Here is a 17,761-nt window from a genome sequence, read left to right as displayed (position 1 = left end):
CAGTCTTCCCCGGTGCGGGATTTCTGTCAAGGAGAGGTTGTTCGCCGCGGCTCAGACGAGCTTGCCTTACGCATCTCGAGATCCACGCAGCTCCGTGGAGAGTCGCTCGACGGACTTTGCCGGCGCAGGGAGACGCCCGCCTTGTTCAGGGCAGTTGCTCGGCGGAGAAGAACGCCACATAGACGTTCCCAGTCGCGTCCCTCTCCAGAGGAGCGACGAGCAGCGTGTGCCCCGCCGGGATCGACTGAGCCGTCGAAATCTGCAACGACGAGACGTGCGGAACCTGGAGCGTGACCGACTTTCCGTCGTGGGTCATGCTCAGGTGATCGACATCCGCGACCTCGGTGATGCGACACTGGACGACGAGCCGCGTCCCTCCGTCCTCCTCGATCATCGGGCGGACCTGGACAACGGGTCCCACGGTGAACTCGGAAACCACCGGCTCCAGGCGGCTCGCCGCTCCGGTCTGCAGTCCCGTCACGAACGGCCTGATCGACCCCATCTGGACGGAGGCGGACTGGCCGTCGTAGGTCAGAATCTTGGGAGCAAACAAGACATTGCTGTCCCGGGCGCTCTGGAGTTTCCGCATCAGGTGCCGCATCTCCGCGTCGCTGAGAACCCGCACAAAGGCCGGAACGTCATGCCGGGTCCAAGCCGCCATCGTTCCCAGGTCGGGCTGTTCCTGCCCAACCGGCATGCTCAGGACCGTTCCTCCCGGACCGGGAAGCAGTTCCTCCAGCGAGAGACTGGTCGACGCCAACCGGGCGACAACGCCGATCTGCTGCCGGTTGTCCCGACTCCACCGGGCCAGCAGCGCTGCAATCTCCTCGTGTTGCTCGGCCGTCCCTCGCACGATGAGGGTTTCGCCGCGGACTTCATAGGAGCTTCCGTCCTTCGAGAATGGGATGGGATGTCCTGCCTGGAATTCGGCGCGGGCCTCCCGAGGCGTCTGCAGCAACGCCCGGAAGACATGTTCCATGTCCTGCACAATCGCCTCCGGCTTCTCCTTCGGTTCGTCCCGCAGATAGCGGTCGATCGCCGGACGCAGCTGGTACTCCCGGGTTTCCCGCGCGATATCCAGAGGCGGCTCCGCGGGAAGGAGAGTCCAGACGGTCTCGGCCGGAAGAGCGATGCCGGTCGGCCGCGGCGCCGGCCTGGCGCGGACAGGGTCCGTCAGACTGATCAGGGCCAGGCAGACGACCGCGCCGCAGCCCACCCACCGGCGCCCTCTCGTCTCCGGAGCAGCCGATCGCGACAGCTCCGCGAGACGACGGCGAACGGCTCGCTTCCTTCCGAGAAAGAAGACAAACCCTGGAGCGAGCGACGCGATCCCCCGCCCGCGGCCAACGAGACGCTCGAGGACTCGCAGCAGCGTTTCCCCATACTGGGGGGCATCGCCCCGTTCGAGATGTCGGAGGACCATCGCGTCACAGGCGAGCTCCCGTTCGAGGAGCCAGCATCGCTGAGTCCACCAGAAGACGGGATTCCACCAATGGAGAATCCTCGCGATCGCCAGGACCCCGCTCGTTGCCACGTCCCGCCGCCGGATATGGGCCAGTTCGTGCCACAGAATGTGCCGCATCTCGGCCGGGGACCAATCGAGCATGTCCTCCGGGAGAAGGATCGTCGGCTGCAGCCATCCGCAGGTCGCCGGACTCCCCAGCCCCGGCAAGGTCCGCAGCTCGACGAGGCGAAAGATCCCGAACCGCTTCCGTCCTTCGGCCAGCATCTGCAGCCAGTCCTCGCGACCGCATTCGGTGCCGCGCCGGAGCCAGAGGCGGAGCCGGACCGTCGTGATCAGAGTCCAGAGTCCCATGATCGCCATTCCGGCGAGGAGAGCGGCCAGTGCGATCTCAGCGGCGTCGGCGAACCGAACATCGTCAGCAGTCGGAGCAGCCGAGATGCTGCTCCCCGGAGAGATCGCCTCGGCGAAAACGAGGTCGCGGGTCGTCGAGGCTCTTACACCGTCTTCCGGATTCGGCAACGGGTCGAAACTCTGCGTCTCCTCCGTCACTTCCGACCAATCGCTTCCAAGAAGTCGTTGCAGGCTGAGCGGACTGCCGATGCTGACCGGCATCAACAGACGGACGAGGACCAGCGACCAGATCGACCAGCGGACCCAGGGAGCCAGCCAACGTCGGCCCAGCCCGGTCACCACAACCGCCAGCACGAAGACGGGAATCGTGAGGACCGCCGCTCGAACGATGCTCCAGGCGAACCAGAGACTCCATTCCATGAGCATTCCGACATCCATGATTCAACCTTCCTGTTGATCGAGAAGTCTGCGGAGTTCCGCGAGTTCGTCCGGGGTGAACTTGGCCGTGCGGACGAAGTGGGCCAGGAGCGGAGCCGCTTCGCCGCTGAAGACGCGGTCAAGAAACGATCGCGCGGCCTTCCGGACGCAATCGGCCCGTCGGACCGCGGCGCGGTACCAGTAGCGGTTTCCTTCGGGCGTGAAGTGCAGCGCCCCCTTTTTCACCAGGCGGTGGAGCATCGTCCGCACCGTGGCCGGGGACCATCGGCAGGGCTCCGCGAGCGTTCCGATCACGTCCTGAGCCGTGATGGGATGCCGCTCCCAGATCAGGTTCATGACCTGCCACTCGGCATCCGACAGTTCCACCGCTTCCGTCATGGGCCACGCCTCCACGACGTCAGAAAGTATTTACACCTGTAAACACCGTCAAGAGGAATCGGCTGAAGAGCAGCGACCAGAGGCGTTCAGCTGCCGGCGAACACCGATGAACGCGGACGCGAGAGCGCCCCGCGTGCGCCATCCCGATGTCGAAGGTGATGTTTCCCCTCAGAGGACGCTTTCGACGGCCCCGGCGTTCTCAGCGCCGTCCGTGTCGACTGCCTGCTGCGGCTGCCGGCGAAGGAGGACCTCGTGCGTCACGAACAGAAGCCCCGCCAGCACGAGCGCGAAGCGCGGGATCAGTTCCAGTCCCATCCGGTCGACGAACAGTCCGACCAGGCCGGGCGTCGCCGCGCCGAGCATCGCGGCGCTGACCTGAAAACCGACAGCGTGGACGGCGACGTCGTGGCCAAGTCTCTGCGGCGTTCGAGACATCAGGCACGGAAAGACCGGAGCCAGCCCCAGTCCCACGAGGAGCAGGCCGGGCAAGGAGGCCGGGCTCCCGCCAAATGCGAACAGCCCCACCCCGGCGACGGCGGTCGCCATCGCGAGGCGGACGAGCGTGTCGAGACCGATCCGGTGACTGATCGCCCCGGTCAGGACGCGGCCGACGCCGATCGCGGCGTAGTAGCCGCTGGTCATCGCGCCGGCGACCTCCGGTGAAACGCCCCGGGACCCGGTCAGGACGGAAAAGCACCACTGACCGACTGTGAACTCCAGGCCCGTATAGAGAAAGAACAAGCAGATCTGGAGCCAGACGAGCAGGTGCCCCAGGGCGGCCCAGAGGCCGACTGGCGAGGTCGCGGTCGCGTCGGCGGAGGCGGGGACCGGATCGGTCCACCGGTCCCGCGTCGCCAGGAACATCACCGTCATCGCCAGGAGGATTCCGCCGACAAGGGCGTAGCCGAGCCGCCACGAACTGAGAGTGGAGATCATCAGGGTCATCAGGAGCGGGCCCAAAGTGGCGCCGAGGCTATAGCAGGCATGCAGCCAGTTCACGTGCCGGGCCGAGAAGTGCCGCGAGACGTACGCGTTGAGCCCGGCGTCGATCCCTCCCGACCCAAGTCCCCAGACGACCGAGCACGCGATCATAACTCCCCACACCGGGGCCAGAGCGTTGCCGAACATCGCCAGAGAGACCAGACCGCTGCTGATCCACAGCAGGTTCCCCAGACCGAGGGCGGGCGTCAGTTTCCCGCCGAGGAAACTCGACAGGCAATATCCGGCACCAAGAGCGATGAAGGTCAGACCGAACCCGCGCTGCGGCAGAGCGAACTCCTGCCGGACGAACGGCCAAGCGACTCCTGCCACCGGGTCGGGAAGCCCCAGGCTCACGAAACCGACGTAGGCGATGGCCAGCAACAGGCCCAGCCCGGCCGCGGCCCCGACGTCCATTCTCATTCCGGATCCCGGCGGGCCGGCCCCCTGCTCCGTCGCTTCACTCATCGTGTCCACAACCTCTCCGTCGGCCTGATTCGGTCCGGCCGAATTGTTCCGGCGGGCCGCGCCCCGGCAACCCGGAGATTTCCAAGCCTGCATCTAATCGAGCGGCTTATCCGACAGGACATCCAGAATCCGTCGAAACTTGAGCGCGCATCGTTTGCGCGAACTCGCAATCGAGAACAGCGACAACCGGGCGGGCCACGATGTCCGGTTGGAGCCGGTTACATCAGGATCGGCTTGCCGAGCTTGCGGCGGATGACGCTGAACTGGCCGGCGTGCATCAGCGTGTGATCGGAAGCGAGTTGAAAGACGCTGCCGACGGTGGGGGAGAACGGACGCATCTTCTCGGAAGACGGCTTGTCGAGGTCGCCATCGGTCAGCGACATCAGGGCCGCGATCGTTCCGGCCCGGACCTGGGCGAACAGATCGAGATACTCCTGCTTGGTCAGGAAGCCGGTGTCCTTGGACGCTCCTTCGGGACCGTGCTGCTCCATGAAACCGGCGGGCAGTTCGGGCATCTTGGCGGTCGGGACTTCGAACTGGACGAAGTAGACGTCCCCCGAGATGACGTTGCCGATCTGCCAGGCGGCGTGGTTGGCGTTCGGCAGCGGGCGGACGAGGAGGTCCTCGTCGCTGAAGTCCTTGACGAACCATTCGAGGATCTTGCGGGTTCCTTCGAGGGCGGACTTGATCGCTTCGCGTCCCGTCATTGCTGCACTCCACGACATGAAAACAGGTGAGCCCGCAGTGGTGGCATCCTCGGTCAACGGTGAGAAGGACACAAGTCGCGGCGATGCGTTGCGTCTCCCTTTTAACCCGTTTCGAACACAGTTCTTGCCGGACGGACGCCCCTAGCTCAAACCCAATGTGCCACGGCCGCCTGGGGGTCAAGGGGGCCACGCCCCCTTGCCGCCGGAGGCATTTTCGTCGCGGAACCGTGGGACACAACGGACGTCCCCTTTGTGGTACCGACGTTGAGGATTCACCGCTGGCTTTGCAATTCCCGCGGGTTGGTGAGGGGGCATACGGCACGGTGCCCGCGCTTGGACATGCCCTCCTTCAGACATCTCTCGACAAGAGGGCCTTCGGCGGGCAAGAGGGCGTTGCCCCCTTGCATCCCCCACCAGGGGTACCCCCTGGACCCCGGTCAGGTCGCCCAATAGAGCATCCTCGCCTGCGGCTGGCGTTGCGTGTCGAGTGAGGATTATTACACTTTTTTGTTTTCCCTTCGCGTTTCGGGATCGGGCAACTGTCTCGGAGGGCATGTCGAGAAGGCTCTGATGGCGCGGCAGTTTGTAAACACCCTGACCGATGGCGCCCTCGTCGACGAGGTCTACCTGCTGGCAGACCGCCAGCTCCGGGCCAATCGGAACGCGGACCTGTACCTCCTCGCCCAGCTTCGGGACAAAACGGGCCAGATCAGCGCCTTCTTCTGGAACGTCTCCGAAGGACAGGTCGCGCACCTGCAGCCGGGCCAGTACGTCCGCATCCGCGGGAAAACCCAGCTCTACCAGGGAAACGTCCAAGTCATCCTGACCAAAATCGACGCCGTCGACGAAGCGGGCCTCCAGCAGTCCGACTTCGTCCAGACGACGAGCCAGGACACCGACCGCCTCCTGTCCCGCCTTCGCGACATCCTCCTCGCTATCCCGCAGTCGGATCTCCGCGGGCTGATGTCCTGCTTCCTCGACGATCCCGCGATCACCGAGCCGCTTTCCCAGGCGCCGGCCGGCATCCGCCTGCACCACGCCTACCGCGGCGGACTGCTGGAACACGTCGTCAACCTGCTGGAGACAATCACCCGGATTGCGGACCTCTACCCCAAAGTCGATTCGAACCTGCTCCTCGTCGGGGCGTTCCTGCACGACATCGGCAAGATCCGCGAACTGACCTGGGACCCCACCTTCGGCTACTCGGACGAAGGGCAGCTCCTCGGCCACCTGGCGATCGGCGTCGAGATGTTCGACGTCAAGGCGCAGGAGTTCGCCGAGCGGTTCGGACGCGACTTCCCTGAGGAACTGAGCCTGCGGATCCGGCACATGATCCTCAGCCACCACGGCAGTTATGAGCACGGGAGTGCCCGGCTGCCGATGACCCCCGAGGCGATCGCGCTGCATCACCTCGACAACCTGGATGCCAAGGTGAACGAGTTCGCGACGCTGATCCAGGCGGACCCGAACTCGCAGTCGCCGTGGACGCCGTTCCACCCCAACATCCAGCGAAAAATCTTCAAGGGTTCGACGCCGTCCTAACGAACCCTTCTCTGTTTTCGATTCTGTTGTCTGCGGCCCCCCTCCCCCTTTGAAGTGTCCTCACCAGAATTGTCATTGATTGAGCGTTTGACATGCGACACTTGACCTCCCTCAACGAAATCCGCTCCGCCGACGTCCGCGAGATCCTGAACCTCTCCTCCGAACTCAAGACACGCTGGAGCCAGGGAGACCGCCCGGACATCCTCAAGGGACACGTCCTGACGCAGATCTTCGAGAAGCCCTCGCTCCGGACGCGTCTGAGCTTCGAAGCGGCGATGGACCACCTCGGCGGAAGCAGCATCTTCCTCGGACGGAAGGATGCCGGACTCGAGGGGCGCGAGGCGCAGTCGGACGTCGCCAAGGTGATCGGCGGCTATTCCGACGTGATCGTCCTGCGGACCTTCTCGCAGCAGCTCATCGACGACTTTGCGAAGTACTCCGGCAAGCCGGTCGTCAACGGCCTTTCGGACGACTCCCACCCCTGCCAGGCGCTGACCGATGCCTTCACGATCGGCGAGGCGCTCGGGCGGATCGACGGGGTGAAGCTGGCGTACATCGGCGATGGGAACAACGTCGCGGTTTCGCTGGCGGAGGTGTGCGGTCACCTGGGGATGGCGTTCTCCATCGGCGCCCCGGAGGGCTACCAGCTCAAGCCGGCCTTCCTCAAGTCCCTGAAGAAGAAGTTCCCCAAACTCGAAGTCGAGCAGTTTGCGGACCCGCAGGCGGCGGTCCGGGGGGCGGACGTGGTCTACACCGACGTCTGGGCCAGCATGGGTCAGGAAGAGGAGAAGGACTCCCGCAGCAAGATCTTCGCCAACTATCAGGTGAACGCGCGGCTGATGAAGTCGGCCGGCCCCAAGGCCAAGTTCATGCACTGCCTCCCGGCACGCCGGGGTCTGGAAGTCACCGACGAGGTCGTCGACGGCCCCCGCAGCATCGTCTTCCCCCAGGCAGAGAACCGGATGCACGTGGCCAAGGGGGTCTTCGTCTGGTGCCTGGAACGGTCGGTATGAGAGAGGTTTTCGTTTCAGGTTTTCAGTCATCAGTCAGAGACATCCCCTGGCTGGGAACTGATGACTGACAACTGAGAACTTGCGACTGACAACTCCCCTCCTTGCATCGCGAAAATCGGTCTGATACCGTCGCCCGCTCGCAAAATCGCGACCTGTTCGCGCGTTCGGGAGCAGATTCGCTCGGCCCTCGAAACGACGGAATTCCTGCTGGAGAAACCATGTACAACGTCACCCTGCTCCCCGGAGACGGGATCGGACCGGAGATCGCCGAAGCCACCAAGCGCTGTGTCGAAGCCACAGGCGTGAAGATCAACTGGGACGTGCAGGAGTGCGGCATCGAGGTCATCGAAGCCAAGGGGAAGGTGCCCGACAGCGTTCTCGAGTCGATCCGCAAGAACAAGGTCGCCCTCAAGGCCCCGATCACGACTCCCATCGGCAAGGGGTTCCGCAGCGTCAACGTCTTCCTGCGGCAGGAACTGAACCTGTACGCCTGCGTCCGCCCCTGCCGGATCTACAAGGGTGTCCGCACCAGCTTCTCGGGGAGCTCCGTCGACCTGGTCCTCGTCCGTGAGAACACGGAAGACCTGTACGCCGGCGTCGAGTTCCAGGCGGGCGATGCGAAGACCATCGACCTCCTGAAGAAGATCAACGAGATCGCCACAGGCAAGAAGATCAAGACGGGCGAGAAGACGACCGGCATCAGCATCAAGCCGATCTCGGTCGAAGGGACCCGCAAGATCGCCGACTTCGCCTTCAACTACGCCGTCAAGAACAACCGCAAGTCGGTGACGAGCGTCTGCAAGGCGAACATCATGAAGTTCACCGACGGCCTGTGGTACGACGAGACCCGCGCGGTCGCCGTCGCCTACGGCGCCAAGTTCGAGCAGGAAGACCTCGCCGTCGGCGTGCAGGCCGACCCGACCCTCGTCGGCAAGGTCGCCGACACCAAGGGCAAGCTCCCCTACATGGAGCGGCTCATCGACAACATGTGCATGCAGCTCGTGCAGAAGCCTGAGCAGTATGACGTGATCCTGACCGAGAACCTGTACGGGGACATCCTGAGCGACCTGTGCGCCGGCCTCGTCGGCGGTCTCGGCGTCGCCCCGGGCGCCAACTACGGCGACGACGCGGCGATCTTCGAAGCAACCCACGGTTCGGCTCCGAAGTACAAGGGTCAGAACAAGGTCAACCCGACCGCCCTGATTCTCTCAGCCAAGCTGATGCTCGAGCACCTGGGCGAAACGAAGGCGGCCGAGAAGCTCGACCGCGCCGTGTCCGACGTCATCGCCGAAGGGAAGGACGTCACCTACGACATGAAGGCCAGCCGGACCGACCCGACCGCCGTCGGGACCCGCGAAATGGCCGAAGCGATCTGCAAGAAGATCCAGCAGGGATAGCAGCCCGCTTTCCGCGATCCGCAGACAGCCAGAGATGGAAATCTCTGGCTGTTTTGCTTCGTGGCCTTCCCGATTGCCTACACTTCCTGCTGAAAGCTGACGGCGGATGCCTGGCAGCTCAACGCGTTCTCTCTGATTCGATACGTCATGCTCATCCAGATGCTCAAGGCGAAGCTCCACATGGCAGCGGTCACGCGGACCGAGCTGACCTACCACGGGAGCATCACCGTCCCGCAGGACCTTCTCGACGCCGTGGGCCTTCTGCCGTACGAGCATGTCCTCGTGGCGAACGTCAACACGGGCCAGCGGGGGGAGACCTACACGATTCCCGGGCAGTCCGGGAGCGGCGACATCCAGCTCAACGGCGCCATGGCCCGCCTCGCGCAGCCGGGGGACCGGGTGATCATCCTCGCGTTCGCCCAGATGACGCCGGAAGAGGCCAAGACTCATAAGCCGAAGGTCGCGATCCTCGACGGACGGAACAAGATCACGGATCAGTGGGAAGGCTGATTGTCCGCGCTGGCAACGCCCCACCGGGTCCAGGGGCACCCTGGTGGGGGGATGCAAGGGGGGGGCACGCCCCCCTTGCCCGCCGGAGGCTTGGCCGTCGAGAATTGCCTGAAGGAGGCCGTGTCCAAGCGCGGACACCGTGCCGGATGTCCCCTCACCAACCCGCGGGGATTCCACACCAAGCGGTGTGATGTGAGGGAGTCCTCATAGCCGGTCCCACAAAGCGGTCGTCCGTTGCTCACCACGGTTCCTCATAGAAGCGCCTCCGGCGGCAAGGGGGTGAGACCCCCTTGACCCGAGGCTGCCGTGCCACGTTGGGTTTGAGCTATCGAGTCGTGCCGGCAAGGACGCGGATCGAGCCCCGGCGAACACTCCCTCTCATCTCGCAGACCCGTCGGATAGCCGACGCCGGATGTCGAGCACGCGGCCAACGATCACCTCTTCCGCCTCCGGGGCAAAGGACGCGGGACGCGAACCGTACAGCATCGACGAATACGGCTCGTACCCTCCTTCGGCCAGCACGCGGGCACTGGGGACGTAGCCGAAGACGTCATTCGAGTAGCCGGCGATCCACAGCCGCTCTCCCGGACGCAGCTGACTCTTGAGGTCGCGCTGCAGGCGGAACGAGTAGTCGACCACGACCTCGCCGGAGAGACCGACGAGCGTCAGCTGATCGCCCAGCCGCAGGACCTGCACCAGATAGGGGTAGCTCGCCGGCAGGCTTCCCATCTCGTCGAGCCGCTTCAGCATCCGCCGGGCGTGCTGAGCTTCGAGGGTGCTCTTTCCTCCAGCCCGCTTCTCGAACTCCTCCCGGCTGGGGATCGGTTCGTACGGCAGGGCCGCTTCCTGGATCGCCCCTTTGAATGAACCGGTCAGGTCCGTGAAGGGTGTTTCGAGAGCGGTCTCGACCGCCGTGGCGAGGCTGCGGCCGTGGCGCTGGGCAAGTTCCAGTGTCTTCCGCGGATAGGGGTTCTGGTCGCCGCCGCAGCCGAGGACGAACATCGCCTGAACGCCGGGGTGGTCGGCTTCGAGATACTCCTGGGCGTAGCCCGCGTAGTCGCCGCAGAACTTCTGAAAGCCCAGCGTCGTGTTGTGACAGGCGTAGCCGAAAAGCAGCCCACGGACCGTCTTGCCGTCTTCGGACGCGATCCGCAGCACCGGCACGTCGTGGTCGACGGGTCCGTCCGGGTTCGGGCTGTTCTGATAGCCATTGGCGGTTGGCAGGCGGCGGTTCATCGCGAAGCCGCAGCGGGCGTGCGAATACCCGACCTTGGCCGGCTGGAGTGCCTTCTGCGCCTCCCCGATGAGCGCGACCAGCTTCGCGTACAAACCTTGTGAATACTCGCGGGCCTGAGCGCCCCGCTGAGCGGCGTTGACGGTGTCGCTGTCGAGCGGCTCGCGGAGCTCAGGACCGCAATGCGTGTGCGAGGCATTCAGGAGCAGGTGCTCGGGGGCGATGCCGTACTTCTTGCTCGCCTCGCTCGCCAGGTCTTCACGAAGCCAACGCGGGATCCCGATCAGGTCGAGGGTGACGATCGCGATCTGCGTTCCGCTGTCGTCGGCGAGAACGAGCGCCTTCGCGAACAGCGGCTGCTCGACCCCTTCCGACGGCGTGGTCCGCGCGGCGTAGCCCGCCATCCACATGCTTCCGGCCGGCGTGATGTCGACTCGCGCGAGCCCCGCCTTCCAGCCGGCATCCATCACGCTCGGGGTCCAGAAGGTGATCGCCACGAGCAACACGGTCCGCATCGACGTCTCCAGCAACCGCAGCATCAAAGACCTCCGCCGAACACACAAACAACAACTGATGCGTCACGGATCGTAGTTCGGGCTCCCTGTTCGCTCAAACACTCGCGGGCCCCGCTTCCAACGGTTCACCGGGCGGCGAGGGAAGCGGCCGAGAGTGATTCCACCGCGTCGCGTCTGGTCAGCGTCGGAATGGCCTTTGCTTACGGCTTCGTTATGTCGCCAGCGGCGTGGAGTCGCCGCCCGTGAGCTTCCAAGACCCTTGTGGAACCGGTGATGGAATCCAACGACTTCGCATCCCGCAGAGGCGAAAGGCCGCTTGTTCTGCTGACGGGCCCCGAGGGGCTGATCGGCGGGCGGATTATCGAGCGGCTGACCGGTGCCTGCTCGATGGTGGGCTTCGACCGACCACCTTCCCCGCATGACGGCGAGCACATCGACTACGTCCAGGTGGACCTCACGAACGCCGAGGAGATCGATGCCGCCTTCCGCTACCTGCGGCAGCACCACGGCTCTCACATCGCCAGCGTGATCCATCTGGCGGCCTACTACGACTTCAAAGGGGAGCCGAGTCCGCTCTATGAGCAGCTCACCATCCAGGGAACGCGGCGGATCCTGCGGCATCTGCAGCACTTTGAGGTCGAGCAGTTCGTCTTTTCCAGCAGCCTGCTGGTCATGGAGCCATCGGAACCCGGAAAGCTTATCAATGAGTCCTCCCCCACCCTGGCGACATGGGACTACCCGCAGTCCAAGCTCGACGCGGAGGAGGTGATCCGGGAGGAGCGCGGAAAGATCCCGGCGGTCATCCTGCGGATCGCCGGTGTCTATGACGAGAACGGACATTCGATCCCGGTCGGGCAGCAGATCACCCGGATCTATGAGAAGCAACTCGAGAGCTACCTGTTCCCCGGCAATGCCGATCACGGACAGGCGTTCGTCCACTTGACCGATCTGGCCGAGTGCTTCGCCAAGGTGATCGAGCACCGTCGCACGCTCGGGGACTACGAGGTGTTCCTGATCTCCGAGCCCGACGTCATGAGCTATGACGACCTCCAGGAGGCGATCGGGGAGGAGCTGCACGGCTACGAGTGGCCGACGATCCGGATTCCCAAGTTCGTGGCCAAGGCGGGGGCGTGGGTCAAAGACAAGATGGCCAGCGAGGACGATCCGGCGTTCATTAAGCCGTGGATGATCGACCTGGCCGACCAGCACCTCGCGGTCGATATCGGGAAGGCCCGAACCCGGCTCGGGTGGAATCCAAGCCGCTCGCTCCGCGAGACGCTCCCCGAGCTCCTTCGTCGCCTGAAGCAGGATCCGAAGGGTTGGTATGAACGGAACGGGTTCGTGTTTCCGAAGTGATCCCCACTGACGGTTTAACTGGCCGCTCGTTGGACGACGGATATGTCTCTCTCGCTCGACATCAACGCCCCGCCCTGGAAGTACAACCCGTCGTCGTGGTCGCAGCGGTTGCCGATCTGTGCCCTCGCGGCGGTCGCGGGCCTGATCGCGACCTACATGGCCCTCTACCAGTGGCGGGTCATCGGCTCGGTCTGGGATCCGGTCTTCGGCGAGCAGACGGCGAAGGTCCTGGATTCGGACGTCTCGGAGAAGATGCGTCACTGGATGCTCGTGCCGGATGCCGCTCTCGGAGCGGTCGGTTACTTCTCCGAGGCCCTGCTGGGGCTGGCGGGATCAACGCGGCGTTGGCAGTTCCGGCCGTGGCTGGTGATTCTCTTCGGGATCGATGTCATACCGCTGGGGATCGTGAGCGTGATCCTGGTGGTGCTGCAGGGAACGGTGGTTGGCTTCTGGTGCTTTCCCTGTCTGGTGACGGCGGCGATTTCCGTGCTGCTCGTGTACTGGGCGTATGACGAGGTGTGGTCGTCGCTCAGGTTCCTGAAGCAGGTGTGGGATCGAACGCATGACCGGACGGTTCTGTGGCGGACATTCTGGGGCGGCGCTCCTCCGGAAGCGGTGGCGCTGGCGAAGGAGCTGGGATGATGTGGCCCCGGGTGTGCGAAGCGATTCTCGGCGTGTGGCTGATCGCCGGTCACTGGATCCTGCCGAACGGTGCGGGTCCCGACTGGCTCGTGATCAATGACGTGGTGTGTGGTGCCCTGTGCATTGCCGTGGCGGGGATGAGTTCCCTGATGAGTCGGCAGCCGGTGAATCTGCTGCAGATTCCGATCGGGTTATGGGTGGCTGCCGCGGCGTACTTCAGTTCGCCGACTCCCGCGACGGCGGTCGCCCAGAGCGACTTGCTGACGGCCTTCTTCCTCCTGAACTTTGCGATCATCCCGACACGGGCAAGCGAGCCGCCGGTGGGGTGGCTGGCGGAGGTTGACGGAAGGCTTAAGGCGGAAGGCGGAAGGTAGACGGGACATCCGATCCCGCAGCTCAGGGTCGGAGAGCGCACTTCGGCGGACGGATATTCTCCGCGCAACCCGACGGCGATCGCCCACCGAGTTCACGGTCGCGACCCTGGCGTGGAATTCAGGGGCCGTCCTGGACGTCGCAAGCCGACGGTGGCGGCGCGGCGGATGAAGAGCCAAGGCGTTTTCTCTTCGCTACACTTTCACCGTGACTGGGCAAACTTCTCGGGTGCTTCATGCCCCACCGCCGTCGACGTCCGAGTTCCCCGTTGACCGGGGGGCTCCATCGAGCGAGCACGCTGCCGGACGGCGCCGGCTTCGGACCAGTGGTCCAGTAAAAGACGGATCGCGACGAACCCTTCAGATGAACTTCTTCAGAGGAAACGGAATGACGACCAAAGTACTGGGATGGGCTGTGCTGGCCTGCAGTCTCTTCACGCTGGGGAACGCCCCGCAGAGCCTGGCTCAGGGAAACGCCGCGAAGAGTGACCTCGGGCAGATCGCCGAGGAGGCCTACGTCTACGGATATCCGCTGGTCACGATGGAAATGACGCGTCGCGTCATGACGAACACCCCCGCCCCGAGCGGAACGCACGCGCCGATGGGCCAGTTCCTGCGGATGCGGGCGTACCCGACCGCCCAGTTCCGGGACGTCACCGCTCCCAATGCCGACACACTCTACTCCACCGCGTGGCTCGACCTCTCCGCCGAGCCGTACGTCCTGAGCCTGCCCGACATGAACGACCGCTACTTCCTCATGCCGATGCTCAGCGGCTGGACCGACGTCTTTGCCGTCCCCGGCAAGCGGACGACCGGAACGATGGCCCAGACCTACGTCATCACCGGCCCCGGTTGGAATGGAACGATTCCGGAAGGCCTGAAGGAGATCAAGGCGCCGACGGCGCTGGTGTGGATCCTCGGCCGGACGTACTGCACCGGGACGCCGGAAGACTACAAAGCGGTCCATGCCATCATGGACCAGTACTCGCTCACGCCGCTGAGCGCCTATGGAAAGCCCTACACGCCGCCGGTCGGAAAGGCTGATCCGGCGATCGACATGAAGACCGCCGTCCGGGAACAGGTCAACGCGCTCGACGGAGCGGCGTATTTCTCGCTGCTGGCCAAGCTGATGCGGCAGAACCCGCCCGCCGCGGCCGACACCCCGATGGTCGCGAAGCTGAAGACGATCGGCATCGTCCCCGGGCAGGACTTCGATGCCGCCCAGGTCGATCCGGCGGTCGCCGCAGCCCTGAAGGCGGCTCCGAAGCCGGGCGTTGAGGCGATCATGGGGCACTTCAAGAAAGCCGGTCGGATGGAGAACGGCTGGACCTTCACGACGAACACGGGCCTCTACGGAACCGACTACCTGCAGCGGGCCTTCATCACCGCCATCGGCCTTGGCGCCAATCGCCCCCAGGATGCCGTGTATCCGACGTCAGAAGCCGACGCGGCCGGGCAGAAGTACAGCGGGGCCAACAAGTACGTGCTCCACTTCGAGAAGGGGCAGACTCCGCCGGCAGACGGGTTCTGGTCGCTGACGATGTACGACGCCGCGTACTTCTTTGTCGACAACCCGCTGAACCGGTACACGATCAGCGCGCGGAACGCCCTGAAGGCGAACGCGGACGGGTCGGTGGACGTCTACATCCAGAACGAATCGCCCGGCCAGGACAAAGAGGCGAACTGGCTCCCCGCTCCGAAGGGAGAGTTCATTCTGATGATGCGGCTCTACTGGCCGCGTGAGAAGGCCCCGTCGATCATCGACGGGAGCTGGACGATCCCGGGGGTCAAGCGGGTGAAGTAGCGTGATCCGACCCGCCGGAAGCGTGTTGTTGCGCGAGTCGGCGGGATTCGGCAGCCGGGGTCCAGGGGGCAACCCCTGGCCGCCGGAGGCGCTTCGATGAGGAACGGTCCAAGCGACGCCCCGCGCCGGAGGGCCGTGAGAGAGTCTGCAAGCCACGCGCGTCAAATCGCCCCCTCAGGGGCCATATTCCCGCGGGGCGAGTGCTGTGCCCCCACTTCGTTGTCATCTTAGAGCACTTTCAAGGTTGGTTTTCAGTCGTCAGTTTTCAGTCAGAACAGTCCGTTCTCGGTGGATCGCTGAGAATGGACGACTGCACATCCGATCTGAAAGCGCCCTAATCCTCACACGTCCGCCACCCTTCCCGGATTCGAAGGGTGGGAAACCGGCCGCTCAAGCCATCGACATCCGCACACTGACAGACAAGGGTTTCCATCCCGCGAGGAAACGTCACGTCGCGGAGTTGCGAGCAACCGATCGCAGTGCCGGACACGTCGAGATACCGGAGCGAGTCGCACCGGGAGAGAAGGCTCGCCCCCCCGGCCGAGATCGGGTTGCCGGAGATGTCCAGGACCCGCACCGTGCCCGAAAGGCGGATGTGCTCCATCACCGCATCGGTCAGATCGCTGCATGCGACTTCGATGACTTCCAGGCCCGGGGACGTCGAAACTCCGGCAAAGGAATCCGACGCGATGTTCGATTCGCGGGCCACGAACGTCTTCAGACGTGGCAGACGCCGCAACTCGATCATCCCCTTCGCCCCCAGTTCCGACTCGGAAACAATGAGGGTCTCGATCTGTTCCAGCCTGGCCAGATCCAAGCAGTGCTCGTCCGAAAGTGTCATTCGCCTCATGGCCACGGTGCGCAGCGACCTCCATGACGCCAGGAGTTCGATGAAGTCGCGATCCAGGCGGCATTGGTCCAAGACGATCGATTCGACGGTCGGAAGCCGGTCCGGGTCAGTCCCCACCCGTATCTCGCAGGCGGTGAGATGCAGCACGCGGATCTGCCGCAGAGCCGTCAGGGCCTGGATCTGGCGGCTCGACACCGGACGGTCGGCAAATTGGACCTCCTCGGCAGAGAGGCCAAAACCCGAGGCTCCGCGGTCTTCCCGGATTGTTCCGCCGGCAGAGACGATGTCTCGCCTCACCAGATAGGAGTGAACAGTTCTTCCGGCAGCCAGACAGAACACGAGGAGGACGGCGCATGCCGCGATCGGCCGGACGCCGAGCGAAAGGATCTGAGGTCGATCTTGCGACGTTGACACTCCGGGTCCTCCCGCCGCTGGTGAGTTCCTCTCGTGCCCTGCTGCGACCCTGCGGAGCCGACCGACGAGCCTACTTCAGCGGCTTGCCGGGTACCCGCTTTCCGTTCGTCGTCAGCACCTGGAGCTCATGCGCACGGAACGGGCCGCTGTAGCTCCAGACGAGCTTCTTCTCCGGCGTCACCTCGAACACCTTGATCCCCTTCTGCGCCCCGTAGCTCGCGATCACCGTGTTCCCGTTCGGCAGACGCTGCCCCCCGCAGGGATCGACGAACGGCTTCTCCGCGAAGTCCTCGTTGCTGATCTTCCACACGACCTTCCCGTCGGCATCCAGTTCCACCGTCTTGTTCCCGTGCGTCAGGTTCACCAGCGTCCGGCCTCCTTCGAGGCGAATCGCCGTGAACGGCCAGTTCTCCGCGGTCCGGCCCCCCAGTTCCTCCTTGTCGGTCGCAAACTCCCGCAGCACCTTCCCCTCGGCCGAGTACTCCTTGACCTTGAACGCCAGCAGGTGCGGCACCAGGTAGGTCCCGCCCGCGAGCTTCCGCGCCATCCGGGTCTGCATGTGGGCGTTGTCGCTTTCGGGGAGGAGCGGAAACTCGACCGCGACTTTGCCTGCGGGATCGATCTCCCGCAGACGGGGTTTCTTGCCCAGTTCCGTCACCAGCGTGTTTCCGTTGTCCAGCCGCTCGACCGTCCCGATCTCGCTGTTCTCGGGCGAGAGCGGATACCGGAAGGCGACCGATTTGTCCGCGGCCGCGTACTCGATCACCTCATTCGTCCAGGCGATGAGGACATTGCCGCTGGGCAGCACGAACCCGTCGCGGGCCCCGGTCCGTCCCGCGTTCCAGGTCTCCTGGCCCTCTTCGTCCAGGATCCCGGTGAAGTTGGGCCCGGCGATGAACAGCGAGTGCCGGATCTCTTCCGCGAGGACCCCGCGGCCGGCCGGACCGCCCCCCACCGCCACGCAGATGCCGACCACTATCACGACCCAACGAGCGAGCGCCATCACGACCTCTGAGAACGGTTCCGAGCGATGAACACGTGCTCCATAGTAGGAAGTCGCGTTCCCGGAGGGCATTCGCAATGGCCCCTCGGGAAACAGCCGGTCAGACGCCGGCAAGGTCCAGCTGAGGGCCGCCGGGGCCGCCCCAGATCGCTCAAACCACCCAGCCCCCCCCGGCACTGAGTTGCTGGAGCATCGGAACGGTCATTTTTTGACGTTAGCTAAAGATTCGCATCAAGTTTCGTCGAATTGCATTCGAGCGGAAAAACGTGCTGAGAGTTTCCGCGTGTGGCCCATGTCCCGACGACGTGCCGGGCGATTCTCTTCA

Annotated in this window: 15 protein-coding genes; 8 read left to right on the top strand and 7 right to left on the bottom strand. The window is 64.5% G+C overall.

What is annotated here, in order from left to right; genetic code table 11:
• Positions 1–145: 145 nt before the first annotated feature.
• The 4 genes from VT03_RS26915 to VT03_RS26900 all read right to left on the bottom strand — a co-directional run bounded on the left by VT03_RS26915 (position 146) and on the right by VT03_RS26900 (position 4,785).
• A complete protein-coding gene (locus VT03_RS26915; protein ID WP_075095869.1) occupies positions 146–2,254 on the bottom strand; it encodes a M56 family metallopeptidase in 2,109 nt (702 codons plus the stop codon).
• A 3-nt stretch (positions 2,255–2,257) separates the two neighbouring features.
• Positions 2,258–2,632: a BlaI/MecI/CopY family transcriptional regulator gene (locus tag VT03_RS26910; protein ID WP_075095868.1), complete on the bottom strand. Its 375-nt coding sequence runs from the start codon at positions 2,630–2,632 to the stop codon at positions 2,258–2,260.
• 168 nt (positions 2,633–2,800) lie between these two features.
• A complete protein-coding gene (locus VT03_RS26905; protein ID WP_156514786.1) occupies positions 2,801–4,078 on the bottom strand; it encodes an MFS transporter in 1,278 nt (425 codons plus the stop codon).
• A 218-nt stretch (positions 4,079–4,296) separates the two neighbouring features.
• A complete protein-coding gene (locus VT03_RS26900) occupies positions 4,297–4,785 on the bottom strand; it encodes a DinB family protein (protein ID WP_075095867.1) in 489 nt (162 codons plus the stop codon).
• 570 nt (positions 4,786–5,355) lie between these two features.
• Between VT03_RS26900 and VT03_RS26895 the strand changes: the two genes are divergently transcribed.
• From VT03_RS26895 to panD, 4 genes are all read left to right on the top strand, one after another.
• Complete coding sequence (locus VT03_RS26895) at positions 5,356–6,327, top strand: 3'-5' exoribonuclease YhaM family protein (RefSeq protein ID WP_075097314.1); 972 nt, start codon at positions 5,356–5,358, stop codon at positions 6,325–6,327.
• Positions 6,328–6,419: 92 nt separating this feature from the next.
• Positions 6,420–7,340 carry an ornithine carbamoyltransferase gene (gene argF, locus VT03_RS26890; RefSeq protein WP_075095866.1) on the top strand — a complete coding sequence of 307 codons (921 nt, stop codon included), beginning with the start codon at positions 6,420–6,422 and terminating at the stop codon, positions 7,338–7,340.
• 218 nt (positions 7,341–7,558) lie between these two features.
• Positions 7,559–8,737, top strand: coding sequence for an isocitrate/isopropylmalate dehydrogenase family protein (locus VT03_RS26885; RefSeq protein WP_075095865.1), 1,179 nt, complete (start codon positions 7,559–7,561; stop codon positions 8,735–8,737).
• Positions 8,738–8,884: 147 nt separating this feature from the next.
• Complete coding sequence (gene panD / locus VT03_RS26880) at positions 8,885–9,247, top strand: aspartate 1-decarboxylase (protein ID WP_075095864.1); 363 nt, start codon at positions 8,885–8,887, stop codon at positions 9,245–9,247.
• 378 nt (positions 9,248–9,625) lie between these two features.
• Here the strand turns inward: panD and VT03_RS26875 are convergent, their stop codons facing one another.
• On the bottom strand, positions 9,626–11,020 hold the full coding sequence (locus tag VT03_RS26875) for a neutral/alkaline non-lysosomal ceramidase N-terminal domain-containing protein (protein WP_197489093.1): 1,395 nt from the start codon (positions 11,018–11,020) through the stop codon (positions 9,626–9,628).
• A 249-nt stretch (positions 11,021–11,269) separates the two neighbouring features.
• Here VT03_RS26875 and VT03_RS26870 point away from each other — a divergent pair, with 249 nt between their 5' ends.
• From VT03_RS26870 to VT03_RS26855, 4 genes are all read left to right on the top strand, one after another.
• Complete coding sequence (locus VT03_RS26870) at positions 11,270–12,352, top strand: NAD-dependent epimerase/dehydratase family protein (RefSeq protein ID WP_075095863.1); 1,083 nt, start codon at positions 11,270–11,272, stop codon at positions 12,350–12,352.
• 42 nt (positions 12,353–12,394) lie between these two features.
• On the top strand, positions 12,395–12,994 hold the full coding sequence (locus VT03_RS26865) for a vitamin K epoxide reductase family protein (protein WP_075095862.1): 600 nt from the start codon (positions 12,395–12,397) through the stop codon (positions 12,992–12,994).
• Positions 12,991–13,368 carry a hypothetical protein gene (locus tag VT03_RS26860; RefSeq protein WP_156514785.1) on the top strand — a complete coding sequence of 126 codons (378 nt, stop codon included), beginning with the start codon at positions 12,991–12,993 and terminating at the stop codon, positions 13,366–13,368. The genes VT03_RS26865 and VT03_RS26860 overlap by 4 nt, the downstream gene beginning before the upstream one ends.
• 385 nt (positions 13,369–13,753) lie before the next feature.
• A complete protein-coding gene (locus tag VT03_RS26855) occupies positions 13,754–15,169 on the top strand; it encodes a DUF1254 domain-containing protein (RefSeq protein ID WP_075097312.1) in 1,416 nt (471 codons plus the stop codon).
• A gap of 334 nt (positions 15,170–15,503) precedes the next feature.
• Here VT03_RS26855 and VT03_RS26850 read toward each other — a convergent pair whose 3' ends face one another.
• Together VT03_RS26850 and VT03_RS26845 are read right to left on the bottom strand one after the other, a co-directional pair.
• Positions 15,504–16,214 (bottom strand): hypothetical protein, encoded by a 711-nt coding sequence (locus VT03_RS26850; RefSeq protein ID WP_156514784.1) that lies wholly within the window; start codon positions 16,212–16,214, stop codon positions 15,504–15,506.
• A gap of 289 nt (positions 16,215–16,503) precedes the next feature.
• On the bottom strand, positions 16,504–17,436 hold the full coding sequence (locus VT03_RS26845) for a hypothetical protein (protein WP_197489092.1): 933 nt from the start codon (positions 17,434–17,436) through the stop codon (positions 16,504–16,506).
• Positions 17,437–17,761 lie beyond the last annotated feature (325 nt).

Origin of the sequence: Planctomyces sp. SH-PL14, from assembly GCF_001610835.1 — a bacterium.
Taxonomy (GTDB): Bacteria; Planctomycetota; Planctomycetia; order Planctomycetales; family Planctomycetaceae; genus Planctomyces_A.
This window is presented reverse-complemented; position numbering and strand designations above follow the sequence as displayed.